At 61.9% G+C, this 23,436-nt stretch carries 21 protein-coding genes; 12 read left to right on the top strand and 9 right to left on the bottom strand.

What is annotated here, in order from left to right:
- Positions 1-414 precede the first annotated feature (414 nt).
- Positions 415-1,359, bottom strand: a complete 945-nt coding sequence (locus tag OP10G_RS07585; RefSeq protein ID WP_144241039.1) for a hypothetical protein — start codon at positions 1,357-1,359, stop codon at positions 415-417.
- Between the two features lie 342 nt (positions 1,360-1,701).
- On the opposite strand from OP10G_RS07585, the gene OP10G_RS07580 reads away from it, so the two are divergent.
- Positions 1,702-2,568 carry a M48 family metallopeptidase gene (locus OP10G_RS07580; protein ID WP_025226491.1) on the top strand — a complete coding sequence of 289 codons (867 nt, stop codon included), beginning with the start codon at positions 1,702-1,704 and terminating at the stop codon, positions 2,566-2,568.
- 129 nt (positions 2,569-2,697) lie between these two features.
- Here OP10G_RS07580 and OP10G_RS26715 read toward each other — a convergent pair whose 3' ends face one another.
- Positions 2,698-2,874 (bottom strand): hypothetical protein, encoded by a 177-nt coding sequence (locus OP10G_RS26715; RefSeq protein ID WP_158409172.1) that lies wholly within the window; start codon positions 2,872-2,874, stop codon positions 2,698-2,700.
- Positions 2,875-3,286: 412 nt separating this feature from the next.
- Here OP10G_RS26715 and OP10G_RS27270 point away from each other — a divergent pair, with 412 nt between their 5' ends.
- The 4 genes from OP10G_RS27270 to OP10G_RS07560 all read left to right on the top strand — a co-directional run bounded on the left by OP10G_RS27270 (position 3,287) and on the right by OP10G_RS07560 (position 10,171).
- Positions 3,287-5,401 carry an acetylornithine transaminase gene (locus tag OP10G_RS27270; protein ID WP_084178890.1) on the top strand — a complete coding sequence of 705 codons (2,115 nt, stop codon included), beginning with the start codon at positions 3,287-3,289 and terminating at the stop codon, positions 5,399-5,401.
- 191 nt (positions 5,402-5,592) lie between these two features.
- Positions 5,593-6,906 (top strand): hypothetical protein, encoded by a 1,314-nt coding sequence (locus OP10G_RS07570; RefSeq protein WP_025226493.1) that lies wholly within the window; start codon positions 5,593-5,595, stop codon positions 6,904-6,906.
- Between the two features lie 43 nt (positions 6,907-6,949).
- Complete coding sequence (locus OP10G_RS07565; RefSeq protein ID WP_025226494.1) at positions 6,950-8,689, top strand: DUF885 family protein; 1,740 nt, start codon at positions 6,950-6,952, stop codon at positions 8,687-8,689.
- A 45-nt stretch (positions 8,690-8,734) separates the two neighbouring features.
- Positions 8,735-10,171 (top strand): potassium/proton antiporter, encoded by a 1,437-nt coding sequence (locus tag OP10G_RS07560; protein WP_025226495.1) that lies wholly within the window; start codon positions 8,735-8,737, stop codon positions 10,169-10,171.
- 15 nt (positions 10,172-10,186) lie between these two features.
- On the opposite strand, the gene rny is transcribed toward OP10G_RS07560, so the two are convergent.
- The 6 genes from rny to OP10G_RS07530 form a co-directional block, all read right to left on the bottom strand.
- Positions 10,187-11,734 (bottom strand): ribonuclease Y, encoded by a 1,548-nt coding sequence (gene rny / locus OP10G_RS07555; RefSeq protein WP_038472753.1) that lies wholly within the window; start codon positions 11,732-11,734, stop codon positions 10,187-10,189.
- Positions 11,735-11,741: 7 nt separating this feature from the next.
- Complete coding sequence (locus OP10G_RS07550) at positions 11,742-12,200, bottom strand: regulatory protein RecX (RefSeq protein ID WP_025226497.1); 459 nt, start codon at positions 12,198-12,200, stop codon at positions 11,742-11,744.
- Positions 12,201-12,299: 99 nt separating this feature from the next.
- Entirely contained in the window at positions 12,300-15,092 is a 2,793-nt protein-coding gene (gene ppc, locus OP10G_RS07545; RefSeq protein ID WP_025226498.1) for a phosphoenolpyruvate carboxylase, read from the bottom strand.
- 209 nt (positions 15,093-15,301) lie between these two features.
- Positions 15,302-16,117 (bottom strand): metallophosphoesterase, encoded by an 816-nt coding sequence (locus tag OP10G_RS24215; RefSeq protein ID WP_025226499.1) that lies wholly within the window; start codon positions 16,115-16,117, stop codon positions 15,302-15,304.
- A gap of 19 nt (positions 16,118-16,136) precedes the next feature.
- Entirely contained in the window at positions 16,137-16,970 is an 834-nt protein-coding gene (locus tag OP10G_RS07535; protein ID WP_025226500.1) for a metallophosphoesterase, read from the bottom strand.
- Entirely contained in the window at positions 16,948-17,481 is a 534-nt protein-coding gene (locus tag OP10G_RS07530) for a hypothetical protein (RefSeq protein WP_038472748.1), read from the bottom strand. Before OP10G_RS07530 ends, OP10G_RS07535 begins: the two co-directional genes overlap by 23 nt.
- A 165-nt stretch (positions 17,482-17,646) precedes the next feature.
- On the opposite strand from OP10G_RS07530, the gene OP10G_RS07525 reads away from it, so the two are divergent.
- Genes OP10G_RS07525 through acpS form a run of 3 tightly spaced genes read left to right on the top strand, consistent with a single transcriptional unit; the run spans position 17,647 to position 18,858 of the window.
- Positions 17,647-18,219: an RNA polymerase sigma factor gene (locus OP10G_RS07525; protein WP_158409171.1), complete on the top strand. Its 573-nt coding sequence runs from the start codon at positions 17,647-17,649 to the stop codon at positions 18,217-18,219.
- 41 nt (positions 18,220-18,260) lie between these two features.
- Positions 18,261-18,473 carry a hypothetical protein gene (locus tag OP10G_RS07520; RefSeq protein WP_025226503.1) on the top strand — a complete coding sequence of 71 codons (213 nt, stop codon included), beginning with the start codon at positions 18,261-18,263 and terminating at the stop codon, positions 18,471-18,473.
- A gap of 22 nt (positions 18,474-18,495) precedes the next feature.
- Positions 18,496-18,858, top strand: a complete 363-nt coding sequence (gene acpS, locus OP10G_RS07515) for a holo-ACP synthase (RefSeq protein ID WP_025226504.1) — start codon at positions 18,496-18,498, stop codon at positions 18,856-18,858.
- 39 nt (positions 18,859-18,897) lie between these two features.
- Here acpS and OP10G_RS25705 read toward each other — a convergent pair whose 3' ends face one another.
- Positions 18,898-19,725 carry a GNAT family N-acetyltransferase gene (locus OP10G_RS25705; RefSeq protein ID WP_227625084.1) on the bottom strand — a complete coding sequence of 276 codons (828 nt, stop codon included), beginning with the start codon at positions 19,723-19,725 and terminating at the stop codon, positions 18,898-18,900.
- On the opposite strand from OP10G_RS25705, the gene OP10G_RS07505 reads away from it, so the two are divergent.
- The 4 genes from OP10G_RS07505 (at position 19,717) to OP10G_RS07490 (ending at position 23,380) form a co-directional block, all read left to right on the top strand.
- Positions 19,717-20,700 carry an aldo/keto reductase gene (locus OP10G_RS07505; RefSeq protein ID WP_025226506.1) on the top strand — a complete coding sequence of 328 codons (984 nt, stop codon included), beginning with the start codon at positions 19,717-19,719 and terminating at the stop codon, positions 20,698-20,700. The two genes, OP10G_RS25705 and OP10G_RS07505, sit on opposite strands and share 9 nt — an antisense overlap.
- A gap of 478 nt (positions 20,701-21,178) precedes the next feature.
- Positions 21,179-21,655, top strand: a complete 477-nt coding sequence (locus OP10G_RS07500) for a Uma2 family endonuclease (protein ID WP_227625083.1) — start codon at positions 21,179-21,181, stop codon at positions 21,653-21,655.
- Positions 21,656-21,782: 127 nt separating this feature from the next.
- Positions 21,783-22,949, top strand: coding sequence for a WD40/YVTN/BNR-like repeat-containing protein (locus OP10G_RS07495; protein WP_025226507.1), 1,167 nt, complete (start codon positions 21,783-21,785; stop codon positions 22,947-22,949).
- A 131-nt stretch (positions 22,950-23,080) separates the two neighbouring features.
- Positions 23,081-23,380, top strand: a complete 300-nt coding sequence (locus OP10G_RS07490; protein WP_025226508.1) for a MoaD/ThiS family protein — start codon at positions 23,081-23,083, stop codon at positions 23,378-23,380.
- Positions 23,381-23,436 lie beyond the last annotated feature (56 nt).

Raw genomic sequence — 23,436 nt, 5'->3', positions numbered from 1 at the left:
AGGTCTCGCCTTAATCGTGGCCGGAGCCGTGCAGGTGGCGAAGACGCGCAAACACGGCAAGCCTGCTTGGAGAGCGCCAAACAAATTCAAATCAGGACACTACCGATGAACCTGAGGCTACCACTGAGGCTGGGACTGACCTGCCACGAAAGTGATATGCACCGCCTGCCTCGTCGCCCTTTTGCCGTGCAGGCAGAGCTTGGGCGTGTGCCCTCTTCTCCTCGTTTGCGTGGACAGCCAGGTGACGATCATCTCAAAGAAGGACGACCCCGACGAGTGGGCGAGTCAACTTACGCCTTACTACGCTAAGTCAAACTGACCCACCACCCGAAGGCCGGACTCGTGCCGCGAGAGCGCCGTGTAGGACTGTCTGAGTCACCGAACTTCGCATATAGGGGGCTGCCGCAACCGGGACTACATCCGAGCAGTGCATTCATATTCGCCATGCGGACCAACAGTCTCTTCAATTTTACGATAAGTTCCGATCCTGCCTTTGTCGTCAAAGAGGAATAATTGCCGAATCACTCGGAAGCCCTCTCCTGAGCGAGAAACCGAGGCCTTCGGCACTTTGTCCGCGTCCAGCAAGAGTGGTGGCTCGAACAGCCGAAATGTGGCGGGCCGGCTTCTCAATCGAACGAAGTTCAACGCCTCCTCCTCGGTGTGGATAGTGACGATCCCAGCTAGATCTTGCAAGCGCCGGACTTGCCTCACCCGGGCTTTCGGCCCAACAATCTTAATGCCCGGCCGGTAGTACGGTTCGGTGGGCCGTCGCTGCACGACCAGATGGAAGCCCGCGAGCAGAGACAGTCGATGCCAATCCGGCTGCTTCCACCATTCTCGCGAGACGCTATACCCATCTTCGTGGAGACTGACGAGGAGCGTGTCGCCTATGGCTGCTCCTGGCCAGACCCTTTTATTCCAGAACTGGTGAACGAGTTCATCTGCGAAATACCCCCGATAGCGGAGAGTTGCCAGTTTGCTCGTTCCTACTCGCAAGCCGAGAGTCCCAGGATAAATTGGTGTGATCCAGGGGAAGGATTTCCCCGGCATGAAATCAAACACCCGCCACAGCTCTACACTTGGATCCGAAATGATCCACGAAGTAGGATCCTCCGACTTAACAGGCGCTGGATCTTCCACAAGCCAATCGAGTGTCAGATCCTCAATGGGCTGATAAAACCGAAGCTTTGATCCTGACCGGTTCCACAGGAGGATCGGAATCTGAATCCAATCCTTCTTCGCTTCGAACCTCTTCGACGCGTCGATTTGGAGATCAAGCCTTTGATCATAGATCTCCGAAACATGTCCAGTTTGGATCGCGAGAAGCAGTTTGACGAGAGATAATGCGATCATCGCCACCAAGACTCCTTGCGGCCTACCCCGCTCACGACACAGGAGCCGAAAGCGTTAAAAGCCTTCTGATGGTCGTCCTGGTTCGGTGGCGGCCCCGCGACGCAGTTGCAGACGTGCGCGAACTCATGAATCAGCATAGCGTTTCTTGGGTCGCAGGTGGAAAAGCCTGGGACACACATCGGATCACGCCCGTAGGTCGGACACGACTTCAACCGAAGATCGAAGGTTCTTTTCGGACTAGACGATGCCCGGTCGGGCCGCCCGAGGCTCCACGGAGCTCTAACCCCAAATAAGAAAGAAGACCTTCGGGCGAAACCCAGGGCGGGATCTGGCGTACCCTTAGAAACCATGGCCGAGAGAAAGATTCTGACCGGCATTACTGCCGACGCCTTTGTGTCCGACGCCGACCGGTGGGCGTTGGACAAGCTCAAGCGCGTACCGCTCCTTCCGATGGTGATCTCCAAGTTCTACGAGCTCGGTTTCGATCGCTGGATGTACTGCATGAACATGAGCCGCTCGGTCCGTTGCGGGCCTCGGCAATATCCGACGCTTTACGGCATCCTCCAGGAGTCGTGCCGAGTGCTCGACATGCCAGAGCCGGAGCTTTATCTGGCGAACGAAGCGCAGGCGAATGCCTTCGCGGGCGGCGTCGAACGCCCCTACATCACCTTGTACAGCGGCATCGTCAACAACATGACCGACGAGCAATTGTATTACTTGATCGGCCATGAACTTGGACACATCAAGGCGGAGCACGTCCTTTATTTCTCCGTAGGAAGCGTACTGATCCCCTTGCTCGACCTTCTCGGTAGGCGAACGCTCGGCACCAGCGACGTGGCGACTTACGCGATGATCCTCGCCTTCTACGAGTGGATGCGTCAGGCCGAATACAGCGCCGACCGGGCGGGTTTGCTGGCTTCCCAGTCGATCGACGAAGGGCTGGGCGGCTTGCTGGCGATGACCGCGGGCTTCAACCGGTACGCCAACGAGGAGAGCGTCGAAGCGTTTATGGAGCAGGCGCGCGCCTACCAGGACGCAGATCCGCTTGACCAGATCGGCAAGGTGCTGATCTTTATGATGGGCGGCAAGTATTTCACTCACCCGATGCCGGTGGCGAGAGCCCAGGACCTGGAGCGCTGGTACCTCAGCGGCGCCTACGACCTGATCATGGAAGGGAAGTACGAGGGAGCGCCGAAGGAGCCGGCGGGGAGGTAGGGGGCGGGAGCGCGAGGCGTGAAGGATCGCGCCTTACGCCTCGCGCTTCTCCACCTCCCCCACAACCCAAAACGCCCGATCGGACAAGTCCGATCGGGCGTTTGAGGCTCGCTAAATGAGCAGCGTTGATTACGGGGTCTTCGTGTCGCCCGTGGTTCCGGCCGTAGCCGTACCCGCGGTTGCCGCGCCAGCCGTAGCAGTGCCGGCAGTGGCTCCCGCCGCATCATCTTCCTTCTTGCTGCAACCAGCAAGGAAAGCTCCGAAAACGCTGATCACCATGACGAGCGCAAAAATCTTCTTAGACATAAATCACACCTCCTGAGTGCTGTCCCCGAAGGGACGATTCGTGCGAACCGCGAGTTCACGTTCGGTGGAAAATCCACCAAGTGTGAGCCGATACGCTTCGCCATTATAGTCAACGCAGAGCGATTTCGCAAGGTTGCATTCCCACTGCCACATTGTGCATGGGGTAACGTCACATTACGGTGGTGGGCTATTTTGCCAATCTGGACCGAGTTTTTGGACCGCGCCCGTGGCGCGCGGCCCGTCGTTCTGCGCGCCGTATCTAGGGGAGCCGGGCCCCTCATCCCTTCGAAGCGAAGCTGCTTCAACCCCGCTCCCCTTTTCACTTTTAGTTGTCGATCTTCGGAGGTCAGTGCCGGGAATTAAAGGCAACCTGGCTCCTCACTGACCCAAACCACCTTCGCAGAACCAGAAAATGTTGAAATACGATTCGATCAAGACGGCCGACGACGAGTTCGTGCTGCACACCTACAACCGAATGCCGGCACTCTTCGTGCAAGGCGCGGGCTGCTCCCTCTGGGATAACCGGGGGAACGAGTACCTGGATATGCTTGCCGGCATCGCGGTCTGCCAGCTTGGCCATTGCCATCCGGCCGTGGTCGCCGCGATCACCCGTCAGGCGCAGCAGCTCATCCACACCAGCAATCTCCTTCTCACGGCCCCCCAGGCGCAGCTCGCCAAGCGGCTGACGGAGATCAGCGGCATGGAGCGGGTCTTCTTCGCCAACGACGGGGCGACCGCCAACGAAGCGGCCCTGAAGATCGCCAAGAAGCACGGAAACAAGAAGCGTCCGGACGGCGACTACCAGATCATCACCCTTCATCGCTCGTTCCACGGGCGAACGATGGGCGCGCTCTCGGCAACCGGGCAGCGCAAATACCAACGTCCGTTCGAGCCGCTCGTCCCCGGCTTCGTCCACGTAACCGCCGACGATCTCCAAGAGCTTCGAGACGCCTTCAGCCACAAAACGGCGGCGGTCCTTCTCGAGCCGATCATGGGCGAGGGGGGAATCCTGGACCTCTCGACCGAATACCTCCAGGAAGCCGAGCGGCTGTGCCGAGAGCACGACGCGCTACTTATCCTCGACGAGGTTCAGTGCGGCATGGGGCGGAGCGGAAAGTGGTTCACCTTCCAACACCACGGGGTCCGACCCGACGTGCTCATTTTGGCGAAGGGCCTTGGGGGCGGCTTGCCGATCGGCGCGGTCGTCGTCGCCCAGAAGGCGACCTCCGTTCTCGAACCCGGTGACCACGGCACCACATTCGGGGGCAACCCCTTGGTCTGCGCCGCCGCGCTGGCCGTGATCGACACTTTGGACCACCAAGACCTTCTTGAGAATGCGGAGAGGGTGGGCGGTTTCTTAAGGGACGCGCTCGCAAAACTGCCCGGAGTGGTCGAAGTCCGAGGAAAGGGGCTGATGCTCGGCGCGGTTTTGGACAAGCCGGTGGCGAGAGACATCGTTCGTGCCTGCTTCGACCGAAAGCTGATTATCAACGCGACCGACGAGCTTAATCTTCGATTCGTGCCGCCGCTCATCGTCACCGAGGAGCAGATCGCCAAGGCGATCGGTATCTTGGCCGAGGCAATGGGAGTGGAAACGCCGGCGCTGACGCCGATTTCGACCCGGACGTCGACGGCCGTCAAGCCGGCTCACGACTTCTTGTCGATCGACGACATGACGGACGGGCAGCTAGAAGAGGTGCTGGACCTCGCCGCTTACAGCAAGCAGCGCCGCGCGCTCGCCCCGTCGGTCATTCAGGCGGTAGAGGGGCGAACCGTCGCAATGGTGTTCGAGAAGCAATCGCTTCGAACCCGAGTCTCATTCGAAACCGCGATCCGAGAGCTTGGCGGGCATCCTCTCCACCTCGGAAAAGATTCGATCGCAATGGGTCAACGAGAGCCGATCAAGGATGTCGCCAGCAACCTCTCCCGTTGGTGCAGCCTCATCGTGGCCCGCCTCTATTGGCAGCGCGACATCGTGGAGCTTGCCGAGCATGCCACCGTGCCCGTCGTCAACGCCCTCACGGAGTGGGAGCATCCTTGCCAGGCCCTAGCCGATATGCAGACGATCCGGGAGGTTTTCGGCCAGGACAAGGTGAAGATCACCTACGTCGGCGACGGAAACAACGTCGCCCGCTCGCTCGCCAAGCTGGCGACGCGCCTCGGCTATCCGTTCACCATCTGCGGCCCCGAGAACTTCCGCCTGGAGCCAATCGAAGGGGTTCGGCAGACGACCAACCTCGAAGAAGGGGTTGCCGGCGCCCACGTGGTGTACACGGACGTTTGGGTATCCATGGGCGACGAGCACGAGCAGGAGCACCGCCTGAAGGTGTTCGAGCCGTACCAGGTGAATGGCCGGCTGATGTCGATGGCGGAAAAAGACGCCATCTTCCTCCACTGCCTTCCGGCCCGCCGCGGCTTCGAGGTTACGGCGGACGTCATCGACGGTCCGCAGAGCCGCACCGACGACCAAGCCGAGAACCGCCTCCACGCGCAGAAGGCGCTGTTGCAGAAGATCATGGGTTTGTAGCCCGTAGCCTCGGCTCCCAGCCGATGAACGGAAAGCTCATCGGCTCGGCTGGCGATCCCTGCCCGACGGCGCGTCGGGAGGGATCGACAAGAACGGGACTTCCTTCGAGAGGTTCGTCGGCTGGGAGCCGATGCTGCGAAAAGAGACCACCGATTGCCCGGAGGGTGATAAGTTGGATGAGAGAGTTTTCTATGAATCGTTCTCCCAAGGCTTTGTTCTCCCTGGTACTGGGCGTCGCGGCGCTGCTCCTGTGCGCGTTTGTGGTTCGGGGACGGTTGGGGAATCACACGCTGAGCTTGGACGAGGAGTTGGATTCGGCGAAGGGGCTGGGGCTGCCGGTTTCGGCGGCGGAGTTGGAAAGTAAGCTTTCCGTTCCTTCCAACCAAAACGCGGCTCCCGGCTACCTCAAAATCATCGAGCTGATCAGGCAAGACGCCGATCTTCGGCATGGACTCGTTGCGATCCAAGACGGCAGCTTCGAAGACGCATCGCCGAAGAGCATCGAAGCCGCGGTTGCGGTACTGCCGATCGTCACCCCGGCGCTTAAGGCAACGGCGGAAGCGGCGGCGCTTCCGCACTGCGCCTTTCCTCAGCCGTGGGCGGATGCCCACAAGCTTGGCTTTCCGGAAGTTAGCCGGCTGAAGAAGCTCGCCCAGGCGCTAGCGTTCGATGCGTGGCAGAAGAGTGAGCGAGGAGACTGGCGAGGGGCTCTAGCGGAGATCGCTTCGGCCGAGAAGGTTGGCTACCACATCGGAGAGGAGCCGACAATGATCGCATTCGCGGCCCGAAACTTCTGCGAGACGAATACTCAGCGGATGTTCGCTCGGGTGATTCAGCGAAACCGAAACGACGGCGCATTCCTGATCGCGGCCCAAGAGACGAACGCTCATTTTTCACCTCTTTCCGATCCTCGCCGTCCCTTGCTTGGGGAGACGGTGATGGGAATTTCCGCAATCGATAAGGCTCAATCGATTCAAGAGTTCGAGGGAGGCAACACGCCTCCGGCCGACAAGGGAGTGGAAGATTCCGTTATCACCTCCGACGAGCGACAACTGATGAAGGCGAAGTTGCTCCACGCTTGCCGCGAAACCTACAAAGCGCTCCCCTCCGATCCGGAACGGTGGGAACAGATCAAACAGGTGGGCGGAGACATGGAAAACAAGGTGCAGGCAGATAAATCGCCGGAGAATATGCCGGCCTTGGTCCGCTTCCCGCACGTGAGCGTGCTCGGTGAGGGGCTCGCCCGGATGGAGATGCGACGCCGGCAGACCGACACGGAGCTTCGCCTCCTGCAAGAGCGCCTAAAGACCGGCAAGTTCCCGGCCGCGCTGCCTAGCGCTTGGATGACCGCCAGCGATCCGTTCAGCCGAAAGCCTTTCGGCTATCGCGTGGAGGGAGACGGGTTCACGCTTTACAGCGTGGGAGCCGATGGGGTGGATAACGGTGGCGTACCGCGGACGACCACTCGCCGGAAAGACTATGACGAGATCGTAAAGATCTCCTAGCGCGGGCAAATCGTTTAATATTAAATCGATTCGCCCACGCATCATGATTCCGCTCTTCGCTCTCGCCGCCATGGTCACTTCATTCGCTCCCGCCATCGACATGCCGGCGGTCATCAATCGCTTCGCCGCCGATCGCGACAGTTTGGAGCGCGCTTACCCCGTTGCCGCCTCGCAGGTACGGGCAGACCGTTTCCGGAAGTTCTATAACGAGGAGCTCGGAACGCTGGGTCGGATCGACTATGGTCAGCTCGACCAAGATGGAAAGGTCGACTACGTGCTTTTGGAGGAGATGCTCCGGCACGAGCTGAGGACCCTGGACGCAGCGGTTGAGTACAAGCGCCAAATGGCGCCCCTTCTACCTTTCGCGAACACGATCCTCGATCTCGAGCTGGCCCGGCGGCGGATGGAGCCGATCGATTCCCCTGCCACCGCGACCAAGCTGAACGAGCTGTCGAAGACGATCGCCGACGCCAAGAAACGACTGGAAGGCGAGCTCGAGCACGGAGATCTCGCCGTCACGAACGGAGTCGACAAGGCTCCGGCGAACGCAAAAATCGTCGTCAGCCGCAGCTCCGCGAACCGCGCCCTGCAAACGCTGGGCGAGGTACGTCGGAGCTTTGAGCATTGGTACGGGTTTTACAACGGCTACGATCCGAGCTTCGGCTGGTGGAACGAGGCGCCCCATAAGGCGGTGCTCGCCGCCCTCGACGATTACGTCAACTTTGTCCGGGAACGCATTGTCGCAATCAAGGCCGACGACAAGACCACCATCATCGGCTTCCCGATCGGACGAGAGGCGTTACTCGCGGATCTGGAGTTCGAGCGGATCCCCTACACGCCGGAAGAGCTGATCGCCATCGCCGACAAGCAGTACGACTGGTGCCTTGCGGAAATGAAAAAGGCGTCCCGAGAGTTAGGGTACGGCGATGACTGGCATAAGGCGCTAGAGCACGTAAAGCAGCAATACGTGGAGCCCGGCAAACAACCCGCTCTCATCCGCGAACTCGCTCTGGAAGCGATCGACTTCGTGGAGAAGCGCGACCTCGTCACGATCCCGCCGCTTGCCAAAGAGACTTGGCGAATGGAAATGATGTCGCCAGAGGCGCAGCTCCAAAACCCGTTCTTCTTGGGCGGCGAGACGATCCAGGTGAGCTTCCCCACCAACACGATGGCCCACGAGGCAAAGCTGATGAGCCTGCGCGGAAACAACCGGTACTTCGCCCGCGCTACCGTTCACCACGAGCTGATTCCCGGCCACCACCTCCAGGGGTTCATGGCCGATCGGTACAATCCGCATCGACAAAACTTCTACACTCCGTTCTACGTGGAAGGGTGGGCGCTCTATTGGGAGATGCTGCTCTGGAATCTCGGCTTCGCCCAGACGCCGGAGCAAAAGATCGGCATGCTCTTCTGGAGAATGCACCGTTGTGCGCGGATCACCTTCTCGCTGTCGTTTCACCTCGGAAAGATGACGCCCCAGCAATGCGTGGACATGCTCGTCGACAAGGTCGGTCACGAGCGGGAGAACGCTCTCGCCGAGGTTCGCCGATCGTTCGCGGGAAACTACTCGCCGCTTTACCAAGCCGCCTACATGCTCGGCGGCCTTCAGCTCATGTCGCTAAAGCACGACCTCGTTGACAGCGGCAAGATGACGATCAAGCAATTTCACGACGCGGTTTTGCACACCGGCCCCATCCCGATCGACCTCGTCCGGGTGACGCTGACCGGGGCTCCGCTGGAGAAGGATAAGCAAGCCACTTGGAGATTCGCTCCTACCAACTGAAGGATCGCCCCGACCACGCCCCCTCCTCCCAGGTTTACTGATGGGGTGTCGTTCGAAACCGGCATGCTGGTCGGCTCGGCGCTTCTGCTGCTGAGCGTACTCGCGAGCAAGGCCTCCAGCCGGCTGGGGATCCCGGTGCTGGTGTTGTTCCTCGGCGTCGGCATGTTGGCGGGTAGCGACGGTCCGGGAGGAATCGCCTTCAACGACCCGGCCCTCGCCCGCGATCTCGGCACCGTCGCGCTGATCTTCATCCTTTTCTCGGGCGGGCTGGACACCGACTGGCGAACGATCCGCCCGGTCCTGGCTCCCGGTCTCACGCTTGCCACCGTCGGCGTGGCCGTCAGCACCCTCGCGGTGGGCGGATTCGCGTGGAAGGTGCTTGGGTGGCCGCCGTTGGTGGGACTGCTGCTCGGGGCGATCGTCTCCTCGACCGACGCTTCGGCCTTATTCGCCGTGCTGCGGGGACGCGGGCTTCGCCTGCAGCACCGGCTCGCCCCGCTCTTGGAGATGGAATCGGGGAGCAACGACCCGATGGCAGTCTTCCTCACCATCGCCATCACTGGGATCTTGACCGGCTCCAAAGCGAGCCCCGCGAGCCTGATCCCCGCGTTTCTCATCGAAATGGGAGTGGGCGCCTTGTTTGGCATCCTTGGCGGACGCGCGGCAGTATGGATCATCAACCGGGTGCAGCTCGACTACGACGGTCTGTATCCGGTACTGACGATCGGCTTCGTGCTGCTCGTCTACTTTGGCGCTCACGCCGTGCATGGCAACGGATTCCTCGCCGTTTACGCCGCCGGCGTGGTCCTCGGCAGCCTGGGATTTCTCCACAAGGAGAGCCTCAAGCAATTTCACGATGGTCTCGCCTGGCTCGTGCAAGTGGTGATGTTCTTAACCCTCGGGTTATTGGTTTTCCCAAGCCGGCTGCCGTATATTTTCGGCGCCGGGCTTGCCACGGCGGCATTCGTCGTCTTCGTCGCTCGACCGCTGGCGGTTCTCCTGGCGCTGCTGCCGTTCCGAAAGATCGCCTTTCGTGAAAAGCTTTTTGTGGGCTGGGTGGGGCTGCGAGGCGCGGTGCCGATCGTCCTCGCCACGATCCCGTTGACGGCGGGCGTTCCGCAGGCGGATCGCCTTTTCGATGTGGTTTTCTTTGTGGTGCTCACTTCCGTGCTTATCCAAGGGACGACGATTGGCAGGGTGGCGGCTTGGCTTCAGGTAATCGCGCCGTCGAGGCGCGGATCCGGCCCCCGCACGGCGCCGGCGAATGTCTTGGAACTGGATCTGACCGAGAGTTCTCCCGCCTCCGGCCGAAGGGTGGTCGATCTCAACCTTCCAAACAGCGCTCTCCTAGTCCTCGTCACCCGAGACGGGCGTGCTTTCGTGCCACAAGGTTCGACCACTCTGCGCCCGGGCGACCACATCCAACTCGCCACACGGAAGTTCGATATCGAGGATCTTAGGATCTTGATCGCCGGGAAATAGGGTTCCGGGGCGCGGCTACTTTGCCACCTGCTGCACGCGCATTTCGCGGATGACGGTGACTTTGATCTGGCCGGGGTATTCCAGGTCTTTCTCGATCCGTTTCGCGACCTCGTTCGCAAGCCGAGCGGCGGCCATATCGTCGACCTCCATCGGCTTGACGATGAGGCGGATCTCCCGGCCGGCTTGAACGGCGTAGCTTCGCTCGACTCCGGGGAAGCTGTTCGCGAGCCCTTCGAGCGCGTTGAGCCGCTTCAGGTAGTTCTCCAGGTTTTCTCGCCGGGCGCCCGGTCGGGCGGCAGAGATGGTGTCGGCGAGAATGACCAAAATCGCCTCCGGCGACTCCGGTTCGATCTCGTGGTGGTGCGCGCCGACGGCGTGCAGAATCGCGTCTTTCTCGCTTTGCCCGCGCAGGAATTCCATGCCGGTCAGTGCGTGCGGCCCCTCATACTCAGGGCCTAACGCCTTGCCGATATCGTGGAGCAGTCCGGCCCGCTTCGCCACCTCGGTGTTCAATCCCAGCTCGGCGGCCAGGCTGCCCGCCAGGCGGGAAACCTCAACGCTGTGGTCGAGGACATTCTGGGCGTAGCTGGTGCGGAATCGTAGCCGCCCCATCGTCTCGATCACCTTTGGCGGCAGACCGACGACGTTCGCTCGCTCGGCGGCGCGCTCACCGGCGTCGAGGATCGTTCGCGTTACCTCGGCGGTGGCTTTCTCGTAGAGCTCCTCGATTCTTCCCGGGTGGATTCGGCCATCGACCATCAGGTTCATCAGCGCGAGACGGGCGGTCTCTCGGCGCACCGGATCGAAGCAGCTAATGACGACCGCCTCCGGGGTTTCGTCGATGATGAGGTCGACGCCGGTCACCTGTTCGAAGGCGCGGATGTTGCGCCCTTCCCGGCCGATGATGCGTCCCTTCATGTCCTCGCTCGGAAGCTCGACGACCGCGAGGGTCGCTTCCGTCACGTAGTCCACGACATTCCGCTGCATCACGTCGAGGATGATCTTCTTAGCCCGGCGCTCGGCGTCGGCGATGGCGGCTAGCTCTACCTCTTTGGCCCGCCGCTGGCCGATGTCTTTGAATTCAGCTTCGACCCGCTTAAGGTACAGGTCGCGGGCCTGGGTTTTGTTGAGGGCGCCCACTCGCTGGAACTCCTCGTCGATGGCACGGATCCGCCTCTCGATGGAGTCTTCCTTTTCGCCGAGTATCCGCGCCTCTCGGTGGAGGTTGGCATCGCGCTCTTCGAGCAGGCGTCGGCGCTCCTCGAGCCCTTCCTCCTTCATGCAAAGGCGGTCCTCCGTGCGTCCCAGCGCGGAGAGCTTTTCTTTCGCCTCTTCCTCGGCTCGCGCGCGGATTCGGCTCGCCTCTTCCTTCGCTTCGGCCAGTACCGCGTCGCGCCTCGCTTCGGTCTCTTGCTGGGCCCGTCGCTCGGTCGCTTCGGCTTCCTCGCGCCGCTTGATCGCGTCCAGCCACATCGGTTTGAGCCATCCAAGGTAGATGGCGAAGGAGGTAACGATGACCACCCCCAGCCCGATTAGCGCGGCGACGACGTAATGCAGCAGCATGTATTTCCTAGAATTCTGATTGCGGAGACCCGAAGTGCCGTTCCAAGGCTTCTTCGATCGTCTCCTCGGTAAATCCGCGGCCGTACAAGAAGCGACCGGCTTTGGCCCGGTCTTGTACTACCGGTGTGGGGAATTTCGTCGTTAGCAGCAGGTCGGCGCGCTCCGCATCCCCCTGGGCGGTGGCCGCCACCGCGTTTTCGATCAGTTCGTCGGGAGCGCCGCGCTGCTCCAGTGTCGCGCGCAGCCTCTCCACCCCGATCGCCCGGCGTCCTTCATTGAACTCGACCACCATTTGAGTGGTGCGCTCGTCGTCGAGGAGGCGGTTCTCTTGGAGGTAGGCCACTACGCGATCGACGGTTCTCGAAGGATATTTTGACAGCGCCCGGCGAACCTCCGACTCGTAACGGTCGGAAGCCTGCAGCCGCCGTAGCGCGGCAGTAAGGGCAGCCTCATATTCATCGGGCATCGGTTTCTTATCTATTCTGACGGCTAAGCCACAACCGACGTGGCACGGGCAGCTCGCCCGTGGGTATCTCGGGCAGGCCGCCCGAGAATTGAAAGCGGCTTATCCCGTGCTCTGCATCGCCGCCGCAATGCCGGCGATGCTCTGAAGCATCGCTTCCCGCCAGGCGCCGGCCTGCTCTTCTTCGCTAAGGCTTTCCCACGCATCCATGAGCGCTACTTGGACGACGCTGAGCGGCATAACCGCCGGGTTGCGGAACTCCACGGTGCTCCGCACGACCCGGGCGGATTCCAACAGCCGCTCTTGACCGGTGATTCGCAAGATCATCTGCTCGGTGCGGGCGTGCTCCTCTTCGATTGTCCTCTCCATCCGGTCGCCGAGTTCCTTCGGCTCGACGCGGGCGGCGTACAGGCGAGCGGTAGGGATGTGCGCGCGGACCAGCTCGAGCTGGGCGTTATCGACCACGGTGCGGAAGAACGGCCACCCGCGGTACATCGTGCGCACGGTCTCGAGGTTGGCGGGTGAGGAATTGACATACTTCTCGAGCGCGGTCCCCATGCCGTACCAGCCGACCAAGGTGGTCCGGCTTTGCACCCAGGCGAAGTTCCACGGGATGGCTCGCAAACCTTCGATTCCGGAGAGCGCCTTTCCGGGACGAAAGACAGGACGAGATGCGATGGGAAGCAGCGAGATGTGCTCGATGGGGGTGGCCTGGGTGTAAAACGCCCAGAAATCGGGATCGTCGTACACCAGCGACCGGTAAGCGGCGCGGGAGGTCTCCTCGAGTTCGGCCATCACCTCGCCGTACTGGCGCTCGGCGTCTGCATTCCCACCGCCGGCGGCGGCCAGGAGGACCGCGCTTACGATCTGCTCCAAGTGGCGGTGGGCGATCGGCGGGAGCGAGTAGCGGAAACTGATAACCTCGCCCTGTTCGGTGAACCGGATCCGGCCGCTGAACGAACCGGCGGGTTGAGAGAGAATCGCCTTGTTGGCGCGTCCGCCACCGCGTCCGACGGTGCCGCCTCGGCCGTGGAAGAGCCGAATCGGAATATGAAGCTCCTCGCTCACCTTCGCGATCTCGGCCAGCGTCCACTGCAGCGCCCAGTTCGCGGCGAGATAGCCGCCGTCCTTGCTGCTGTCGCTGTAACCGAGCATGATCTCTTGCCGCCCGCCTCTCGCCTCCAGGTGGAGCCGGTAGCTCTCGTTGGAGAAAAGCTGCCTCATCAGGTCGGCGGAGCCGTGAAGGTCTTCGATGGTCTCGAACAGCGGGACGACCTCGAGCTCGCTTTCGACGGTTCCATCGGGGAGAAGGCGGAAGAGCCCGGCCTCCTTGCAGAAGAGGAGCACCTCCAGCATGTCGCTCACTCCGTGGGTCATCGAGATGACGTAGGCGACGATGGAGCGGTCGCTTAGCTCCGCCCTCGCCCGGCGTGTTACGTGGAACACGTCGAGCACTCGCCGGCAGGTCTCGGAGCCGGTGTAACCGACCGGCAGCAGGGGGCGCGGGCTGCGGAGCTCGGCCTTGAGGAGCTCGATCTTTTCGGCCTCCGGGAGATCCCGGTAGTTCGTTCCAGCGGGCAGCACTCCGGCCGCGACGAGGATCTCGTCGAGCGCTTTAGCGTGCTCGTCGCTGTGTTGCCGAAGATCGAGCGTGGCCAGATGGAATCCGAACGCCTCCACCTGCCTAATGAGATGGGGGAGCCTTCCCTCGTCGGCGATCTCCGCGGCCCGGTTGGCTCTCAGGCTGGTTTGGATCAGGTTGAGATCGGCGAGCAGCTCGTCAGGCGAGGCGAAGAGGTTCTCGAACTGCCCCCGGCGGCCGCCGGCGAGGGCGCGCGCTTGGGCCAGCGTCTCCCGGAGCCGCTCCTCTACGCCCAGGAGCTTGAGGACGTATGGCTCTTGCGAGTAGCGCTGGACCGCTTCCGGCTTATAGGGGAGGCGCTTGAGGTCGGCTTCCAGGGAAGCCGTCAGCTCCGGCGAGACGCCGACCAGCTTTACGCTTTGGGTGAGTTCGCGACGGAGTGCCTCGACCCGCGGGAGGTACGTTTCCAGCGCTTGGATCCGGTGATCCAGCAGCGTTTGCCAGGTTAGCTCCGGGGTGACGTTTGGGTTACCGTCGCGGTCGCCGCCGACCCAGGAGCGGTAGGTGAGGAAGGTGGGAATCCGGAACTCGTGGCCCGGAAACTCCTCGGCTAGCGCCCGGGCGAGGTCGCCGTGAAGCCAGGGGACGACCTCCATGATGGTCCGCTCGAAGAAGTAAAGCGCGTTGCGGACCTCTTCGCCCACGCTGAGGCGGGTCGCCCGCATCTCGTCGGTTTGCCACAGTTCGGTGAGGGTCCGCTCGATCTCTTCGGTCGCCCGGTTCGCGACATCGAGCGGGGAGGTGAGGAGGGGGCCGGAATCGTCTTCCGCGAGGAGAAGGGCGATGCTCTGGAGTTTGTCGAGGACGACCTTTCTCTTCGCTTCGGTGGGATGGGCGGTGAGGGTCGGCGTGATCTCGATTCGATCGATCAGAGCCTGAATGGCTTCGGCATCCAAGCCTTTGTGCTTCAGCTCCTTCACCGCGTCGCGGATCGACTCCCGACGCGCGCCGCGCCGCTCCCGGTTGACCCGGACGATTTCCTTTTGTTCGGCAGTGTTGGCGAGCTGGAAGAGAAGGGTGAAGGCTCGGGCGAGGCCGCGAAGGCGGTTCGGGTCTTTCAGCTCGGGAATCTGGGTGAAGAGGGTGGCGGGATCGATTTTCTCGGAATAGAGCTTCCGGGCGAGGTCGATCATCTGATCCCCTTCCTGCTCGGTCAGGACCTTCCCCAGCAGCCGGTCGAGCGTTCGCAGATCCCGCGACAACTCCGCCGAAAGCCCAAACGCCTCCGGCTCCAGGTTCAAGAACGAGCGCATGAACGGATTATGGACGGCGGTGAAGGGTATCGGCGCTCAACGGGCGTGGCACGGGCGGCTAGCCGCTGTCCTGGTGTACTTTCGGTACGCCAGATGTTCTGGAGGACCGCTGGTCTCCAGACCGGCTCTTTCCGGACTCCCTCACCCCCAACCCCCTCTCCCTCGTTCGGCACATACATCCGAAGGAGGGAGAGGGGGCTCCGGAGGGGTTATGGGTTGGTGGGGCTGTTTAGCGTGAGGACGCTGATTTCGGGGGGGCAGTTGAAGCGGGTGGGGGGGCCGGTGGTGCCGACGCCTCGGGTTACGTAGAGGGGGGTGGGGGCGTCGGGATACCAGCCGGAGGGGTACTTCTTGCCGAGGGTGGAGTGCATCGGGGTGAAGCCGCCGGGGAAGCGGAATTGGCCGCCGTGGGAGTGGCCGCTGATTTGGAGGGCGATGCCTCTCGGCAACCCGGCGATGGCGTCCGGCTCGTGCCAAAGGGCGATGGCGGGGCGATCGCCGGGGCCGAGTACGATTTCCTCTGGGCGGGCCATTTTTTGCACCGCCGAGTCGAGGCCGACCCAGGTGATCCCCTTGTGTCGCCAGATTTCGTTCCTGAGGAAGTGGACATCGACCTCGGCGAGGGCGTCGGCCAGCCGCACGATATCGCCGTACCAGTAGTCATGGTTGCCGGCGATCGCCACGGCGCTCCCCTCCATGGCTTTGAGCGGGGCGAGCACTTCCCGCAGCATTTCGTCGACTCCGGGCTTCCAGTAGTCGACGAAGTCGCCCGGCAGAACCAGCATGTCGGGCTCTTCGGCAAGGGCCATTTCAAACGCCCTCTTGACGAGCTCGACCGAATATTTGTCCCTGATATGAAGATCGCTAACGACAACGATCCGAAAGCCGTTCAACTCTTCCGGCCAGTCTTCGAGGTGGAGCGTCTTCCGCTCGTAGACGAGACGCTTTGACTCCACCAAAGCGCCATAAATCGCCATCCCGGCGCCAACGCCCAACGTAATTAGCGCGAGATCCCGAAAGCGCATACCTAAGGGTACCGCCCGGCTAGGCTGCTCGCAACGTCAACACCGCCACCTGGGGACGGCAAAAGAGGCGGTATCGGGCGCCGGTGGTACCGACCCCGCGAGTCACGAAGACAGGTATGGGCGCCTCCGGATAGAATCCGTCGATGTACCTTTGAGCCCCTCGGGGGGTATGGAGTGCGACGCCGAAAGGTAGGCAGATTTGGCCGCCGTGGCTGTGCCCGCTTACCTGAAGGCTCACATGGCGGGGCAGCTCGTCGACGAAGTCCGGCTCGTGGAGCATCGTGAGCAAGGATTTCGAGAGGCGGTCATCCGAGAGAATTTCGGGCCGATGTTTGCCGTACAGGGCGTCGTCTAACCCGGCCACCGAGACGCCTCCGACTTCGGCGATTTCGTTCCGGAGCAGTCGAACCGGCGAGTCGTGGAAAGCCCGGACGATCTTCTCAACGCCGGAAGAATAGTCGTGATTGCCGAGGGTGGCGAGAACCGGACACTTGGCGTCGGCGAAGGCGTCGGTAAAGCGCTTGAGATTTCGAAGGTGCCGCGAATCGGATGCGTTGAGATGATCGCCGGGGATCAGGATGACGTCCGGTTTCTCGTTCACCGCCGCCTTGGCCGCGATCTCGGCGAATTCCGCCTGCTCGGCGCTATTCGCATGGACATCGGCAAGGACAACCGCTCTAAATCCGTCGGCGTCCCAAAGCGGGAGTCTTATCTCCTCCTCTTCGACGCTGAGCCACCGGGTGTCGACTTGGCTGTAGCCGAACGGGAGGACGGAACAGACGGCGCCCGCCCCCGCATACTTCAGGAAGTCGCGACGCGACGGAGCGGGCTTAGTGCGGCGAGGAGCGCTCATAGATATAGCGCCCCCGGACGGGGTCGTAGGTAAGTGAAACCGACTCCTCGCCCGGGGGATAGCTCATTTTGTAGCTAAGCCGGTTCTTGGATGCAACGGGAAGGCCGGAGATTGCCGGCATTGGCGCGACGATGCCGACGCCCCAGGGGCCGGGATGGCGGATCGCAGACGCCGGCAAGGGGTGTCCGGCTGCGGTCCAAACTTCCTTCAGACGACTTCCGGCTCCCTTGGGCTCTGGCAGCGAGAAGATGACTTTGCCGTCGCCTTCCCAGCGCGAAGGAACGACTTGAGCGACCTTGGCATCCGGGGGCAAGAGGACGATCTTCGACGCCTGTTGCTCGAGTGGCATCGGCCAGAGTAACGGGCGGAGCATGACGATCGCCATTGCGAGCACCGCAAACCCGGAGATAAGCAGCACGAGAACGCGGAAGGTTCTCCGGCCATCGCCCGATCTGGACACGAGGTCGGCGATGGTCTCATCCCTTTGAGCTTCGTCGATTGTGGTTGACATTCGGTTCATCCATTGTCCGCTACTCGACCCGGATCAACGAAAAAATCACTCCAAATGCGCGGAGCGGTGATGGAGAGATGCGGCGGTGCAAAAGGTTGGAACCGTCTTGCCAAACGCGGCATTCCGTGGGAGTGCGAATCGAAGCGTTACGATAAGCACGGAGCCATGTCCCTTCGCGATTTCTTTCCCCGTAGCCATCGGCAGAAGCTTTCTTTCGGAGAGGTCGTTTCTACCGAGATCCCGGTCTTGTACCGGGTGGCACGGCGGCTGGTGCTCAACGAGGCGGACGCCGAGGATTTGGTGGGGCAGACCTTGCTTCTTGGGGCCAAGGGTTGGGCGTCGTTCGATGGCCGATACGCCCGAAGCTGGCTCATCCGGATACTTAGGAACGAACATTTGGGGCGAATCCGTCACCGGGCCATTCGCCCGGAATCGGCGCTCGCCGAAGTTGCCGAGCCGTCCGACGACGGCTTTTGGAAAGAGGTGAGCTGGCGCGCGGTGGGCGAGGATATTCTCCGCGAGCTCGATCGGCTTCCCGAGGAATACCGCATCGCGGTCGCTCTCTGCGACATCGAGGAGCTCAGCTACGAAGAGGCCGCCGACGCGATCGACGTTCCGGTCGGGACGATTCGCTCGCGGCTTTTTCGGGGGCGTCGCCTTCTTCGTTCGCGACTCGTGCGAGCCGTGGGCCACGACTTTGCCGAGCCGAATTTGGCTGCGGCGGGAGACAATTCATGACTTTTCATTCAAATGATTCCGAAGGCCCGCCTTGCCGTCATATGGAGGGGTTTCTCCAGCGAGCGGCAGACGGGTCGGCAAAGGGAATCACCCGTTGGTACGCGGTTTCCCATGCCGCTCAGTGCGGACGGTGCGGGCGGTTCTTAGACCGATTAACGGAGACGATCGACCAGCTTCGCGAATCGAAGGAAGGGGTGCCCGATCCCGAGGTCACCGAGCGGTTGGCGACCGGAGCTTGGCGAGAAGAGGCGTAGGCGAGTTCGGTACGATGTCGCTATGATCGTAGGACTGGGAATCGACCTCGTCGAAATCGAACGGATTCGCCGGGCGATGAAAAACCCTAGGTTCGTCTACCGAATTCTTACCGATTCCGAACGGGCTCTCTGCACCACCCCCGCCCGCGTTGCGGGACGATGGGCAGCCAAGGAGGCGGTTTACAAAGCGGTCGGCCTGCCGCTTTGCTGGCACGACATCGAGATCCTTCAGGATCACCTCGGGGCTCCGAGGGTGCAGATCCATTCCCACCAGTACGACGGGAAGCGCCTCCGCCTCCAAGTCAGTATCACCCACGAACGATCCCACGCCGCCGCCGTCGCCACCCTCGAGCGGGTCGTTATGCAGGTCCCAACCGTAAGTTAGGCCGGTCCGACCAACCAAAGGCGGTTCCGGTCACTGGCTTCATTTGGATGAGAAGTAAAGTGTGTGGTGGTTGGCGCAACCTGGGTTGAAGGAGGCGGCGCAGGCTGGGCACCGCGACGCGCAGTCGAGATAGGCGCGGATCGAAAGGCGCGTTCCGCAGGCGCCGCAGAGGATCGCTTCGGCATCCAAATCGTCCTTGCCCCATCGCACCGCCGGATGATCGGAGACGGCCGTGTGGCACTGGTAACACGGGTAGAACTCTCCGCAGCACTTGAACCGGATGGCGATCACGTCCAATTGGGAGTGGTAGTGCGCACATTCGGTTTTGGAGCCAACCGCTAATCCGCGCACCAGGGTTCCGTGCACGTTCCTTTCGCGATGGAGCCGCTTCGACATGCGGACGCATGGCACTTCGACACGGTCGATCGTCTTGGAGAAGCGTTCCAGTTGCCCGTAGCCCAGCCGCTCGTAGATCGATACCGCGTTGAGCGAGGCGGTTAGATGTACTTCGGAGAACCCACGGAGAGCGGCTTCCGCCTCGATCGCCTCCGCTAGCTGCCGGCCCAAGCCTCGACCGGCGGACTCTGGATGAACGTAGAGGAAGTCGAGCTCGCCATGGGCGGGATCGAGCGAACCGAACCCGACTGGGCGCCCGTTTTCTTCCGCGACGAAGGCGACCGTGGAAAGAAGGCGGCGTTCGAGCCGTTCCGGGTTGATCCGACTCGTCCATGCTGCGAGCTGATCGGGCGAATAGTCTCCCGCGCCGAGCACATTGACCGACCGGAAGAAGAGGTCGCAGAGGGGGCCTCCGTCGCCGAGGCGGGCTCTTCGGATCAGCGCCAAGGTAACGTCCTTTCGATGAAACAACGGGAGCTGGGACGCACGGGCGTCACTACATCGGAGATCGGGTTCGGCTGCTGGACCATGGGCGGGTTGAACTGGGTGAACGGCAACGCCAACGGCTGGGCGAACGTGGATGAGGACGAAGTGACGAAGGCGATCAAAATCGCCGTCGATTCCGGAGTCAACCACTTCGACAACGCCGACGTCTACGGCAATGGCCGGGCGGAGCAGATGCTCGCCCGCGTCTTCGACCGGCTTGGGCTCAAGACGAACGATTACCTGATCGCGACCAAGGTCGGCCACTTTCCGGGTACCGCGGCCCATGCCTATGAGCCGGCTCATATCCGCCACCAGTGCGAGCAGTCGCTCATCAACTTGAAGCGCGATCACATCGATTTGTACTACTTTCACCACGGAAGCTTTGGCGAAGGAGATATGTACCTGGACGATGCCGCCGCCACGATGGACAAGCTGGTGGAAGAAGGGAAGGTGCGGATCAAAGGGCAGAGCGCCTATTCGGCCGACGACTTCGAGCGAGTTACCCCCAGGGTGCGCCCATCGGTTTTCCAGAGCTGGGCGCATGCGCTGGACGATCAGTTCGTCCGCCCGGGCTCTCGGGTGAGCAAGCTGATGGAAGAGACGGGGATCACCTTTGTCGCCTTCTCTCCTCTGGCGCAGGCGAGACTTCTGGACAAGTTCGATCCGGCGAACCCACCACAATTCGAGCCTGGCGATCACCGGCAAAATTCCCGAGCTTTCTCCGCCGAGGCGATCGCCGAGCTGAAGCCAAAGCTGGCGAAGCTGAAGGAGCGTTTCGGCTCATCGACCGAGGACCTTGTCGCCGTTGCCTTGAACTACATCCTCGCCCAGCCCCGCGTCGCCTGCGTCATCCCCGGCTTCCGTAACGAGCGTCAGGCCACCGCCAACGCCGGCGCGGCGGGCCGATACCTGAGCGACGACGACGTCGCGTATGTGAAGGAAGCTCTCGGAACCGTCTAGATCCCGGCATGCGGTAGGTTTTGCGAGCCCGGAAGGCTTGTCCTTGCTCTAGGGGCTTCCGATATTGTTACGTTGATGTCGCCGCTTTCAGGGCTCGGATGTTGGTCGGCCACTACCCAGGGTTTCGCTTCGCTCCACCCTGGGCTGTAGGATGTCGCGCCTTCAGCGCTGGCTCAGGATGGGCGCTTGGACGCACCTCGGAGGGGTTAGGCGTCCGGAGGCGGGAGCTTGGTCCTGACCTTGCTCCACCGTCTCCTCATCCTAGAAACGTGCATGACGTGGTGGGGTGGTCTTCCGACCTCAGGTTCGTAAAGCAAGGACTGATTGCTGAAGCCACCTCGCCGGACTAGGAGACTGGTGCTTTATGGTGTAGCGACCCGGGGCCTGACACTGAACATTGCGGCATCTACAGAGAGGCATAAGGGAATGGTGACAAGAGACTTGAGGCCGAGAGGCGGAAGTACGATAAGCTTTTAGCATGACGCTCTCTCAATCGGAGTTGGCCCAGTACGAGGAGGCCGACGAGGATGGCGTTCGTCTCGAGATGGTCTCGGGTCAGCCGTTCTGGGAGTTTCAGCCTAATTACGACCATCAACGCCGGCTTCTGAACATTGCCAAGAGCGTTCGTCCAGACCCGAAGGCCGAAACCGGCGGTGGCTGCTTCGAAGCGATCGACGTTGGCATCCGCTTTCCGGATGATTCGCTTCGCCGGCCGGACCTCTCCATCTTTGGCCGCGAGCCGGAGCGGCGTGAGCTCATCACCCTCGTCCCCGAAGCCGTGGTGGAGATCGTAAGCCAGCGATCACGCCAGAAGGATCTCGTGATCAGTCCGCCGTTCTATCTGGAGATGGGGGGTGAAGGATGTGCTGGTCTACGACCCGTTTACCGACGACGTTCACCATTTCCGGAGCGACGGAAATCGCCGTTTCAAGCCTGGGCGCACGGTTCAGCTTGAGTGCGGCTGCTTGTCGACGTTTAGTTTTGCGGTCGCGCGGTTTTCGCGCTAAATCCTGTCGAATTTCGCTTACGCGGATCGACTATGACTTGCTATCCTGCTTCAAGCAACGTTGGAAGGTGAACGAATGAGCCGCGTCAGAGTATTGATTGGGACCAAGAAAGGGGCGTTTGTCTGCACTGCGGATGGGCAGCGCAAGGATTGGAAGATCGAGGGACCGCACTTCGGCGGATGGGAGATCTACCATGTCAAGGGCTCGCCGGTCGATCCGAACCGGATCTTCGCTTCTCAGTCCAGCGGCTGGTTCGGGCAGATTATCCAGCGATCGGACGACGGCGGCGTTACTTGGACTCCTCCCGGCAGCTCTCCCGAAGAGCTGAAATCGCCTCAGGGCTGGCCGCAGGGAGAAAGCAACAAATTCGTTTACGAGGGGGTAGCGGGAACGCACCGGTGGTACGACGGGACGCCCCACCCGTGGGAGTTCAAGCGGGTTTGGCATCTTGAGCCATCGCTAAGCGACCCGAACACCGTGCTCGCGGGAGTCGAGGACGCCGCTCTCTTCAAGAGCACCGACGGGGGCAAGACCTGGGCCGAGCTTGCCGGCCTTCGCACCCACGCCACCGGCGGGGACTGGCAGCCCGGCGCGGGTGGAATGTGCCTCCATACGATCCTTGTCGACCCGACCGCGCCGGACCGCATGTGGGTGGCGATCTCCGCCGCTGGGTGCTTCCGAACCGACGACGGCGGAATCACGTGGAAGACGGCAAACAAAGGGTTGGTCTCCAACTTTATGCCGAATCCCGAGGCAGAGGTGGGCCACTGCGTGCACCGCATCGCCCTTCACCCCTCCAATCCGAACACTCTCTTTATGCAGAAGCACTGGGATGTGATGCGAAGCGACGACGGGGGCGACAATTGGCGCGAGGTAAGCGGCAACCTTCCCAGCGACTTCGGATTCCCGATCGACGTCCACGCCCACGAGCCGGAAACGGTGTACGTGGTTCCGATCAAGAGCGATTCGGAGCACTACGTTCCCGAAGGGAAGCTGAGGGTTTACCGAAGCCGAACGGGCGGAGACGAGTGGGAGGCGCTCACCAACGGCTTGCCACAGGAGAACTGCTACGCGAACGTACTCCGCGACGCGATGGCGGTGGACTCGCTGGACGACTGCGGGATCTACTTTGGAACTACCAGCGGCCAGGTCTACGTCTCCCCAGATGGCGGCGACAACTGGAACCCGGTGGGCGAGCATTTCCCGTCCGTCCTGTCGGTCGAGGTTCAGACCCTGCCGTAACGAAGATTCAACGACCAGCCCCTCCCGACCCCGGAGGGGCCAAGAACTTAGCCAGGGTGGCGAATACCCCTGGAAAGGACGCCACCACCCTCCTCGACCCGGAAGGGGTCGCAGAAATCCTCAGGCACCCCATGATAAGAGTCGTCCTCCCCCACCACCTAAGAACTTTGGGCAACATCACCGGTCAAGAGGTCCAACTGGACGTCTCAGGCCCGGTGACCGTGGCCTCGGTGCTTGACGCTCTCGAAGTTGCCTACCCGGTTTTGCGGGGGACGATTCGCGACCACGGGACGCTGAAGCGTCGCGCGTTTCTCCGCTTCTTCGCCGGCGGCGAGGATATCTCGCTCGAACCGATGACGAAGCCGCTCCCGGAACCGATCGCCGCGGGCCAAGAGCCGCTCCTCGTCATCGGCGCTATCGCCGGCGGATAGTGGTCATTCGCAAATTGTGTCTTTGCCCGTAGCCCGGGGATTTATCCCCGTTTCAA

The organism is Fimbriimonas ginsengisoli Gsoil 348 (assembly GCF_000724625.1).
GTDB classification, from domain to species: Bacteria; Armatimonadota; Fimbriimonadia; order Fimbriimonadales; family Fimbriimonadaceae; genus Fimbriimonas; species Fimbriimonas ginsengisoli.
Note: the sequence above shows the minus strand (reverse complement) of the source record. Positions and strands in the feature narration are given on the sequence as shown.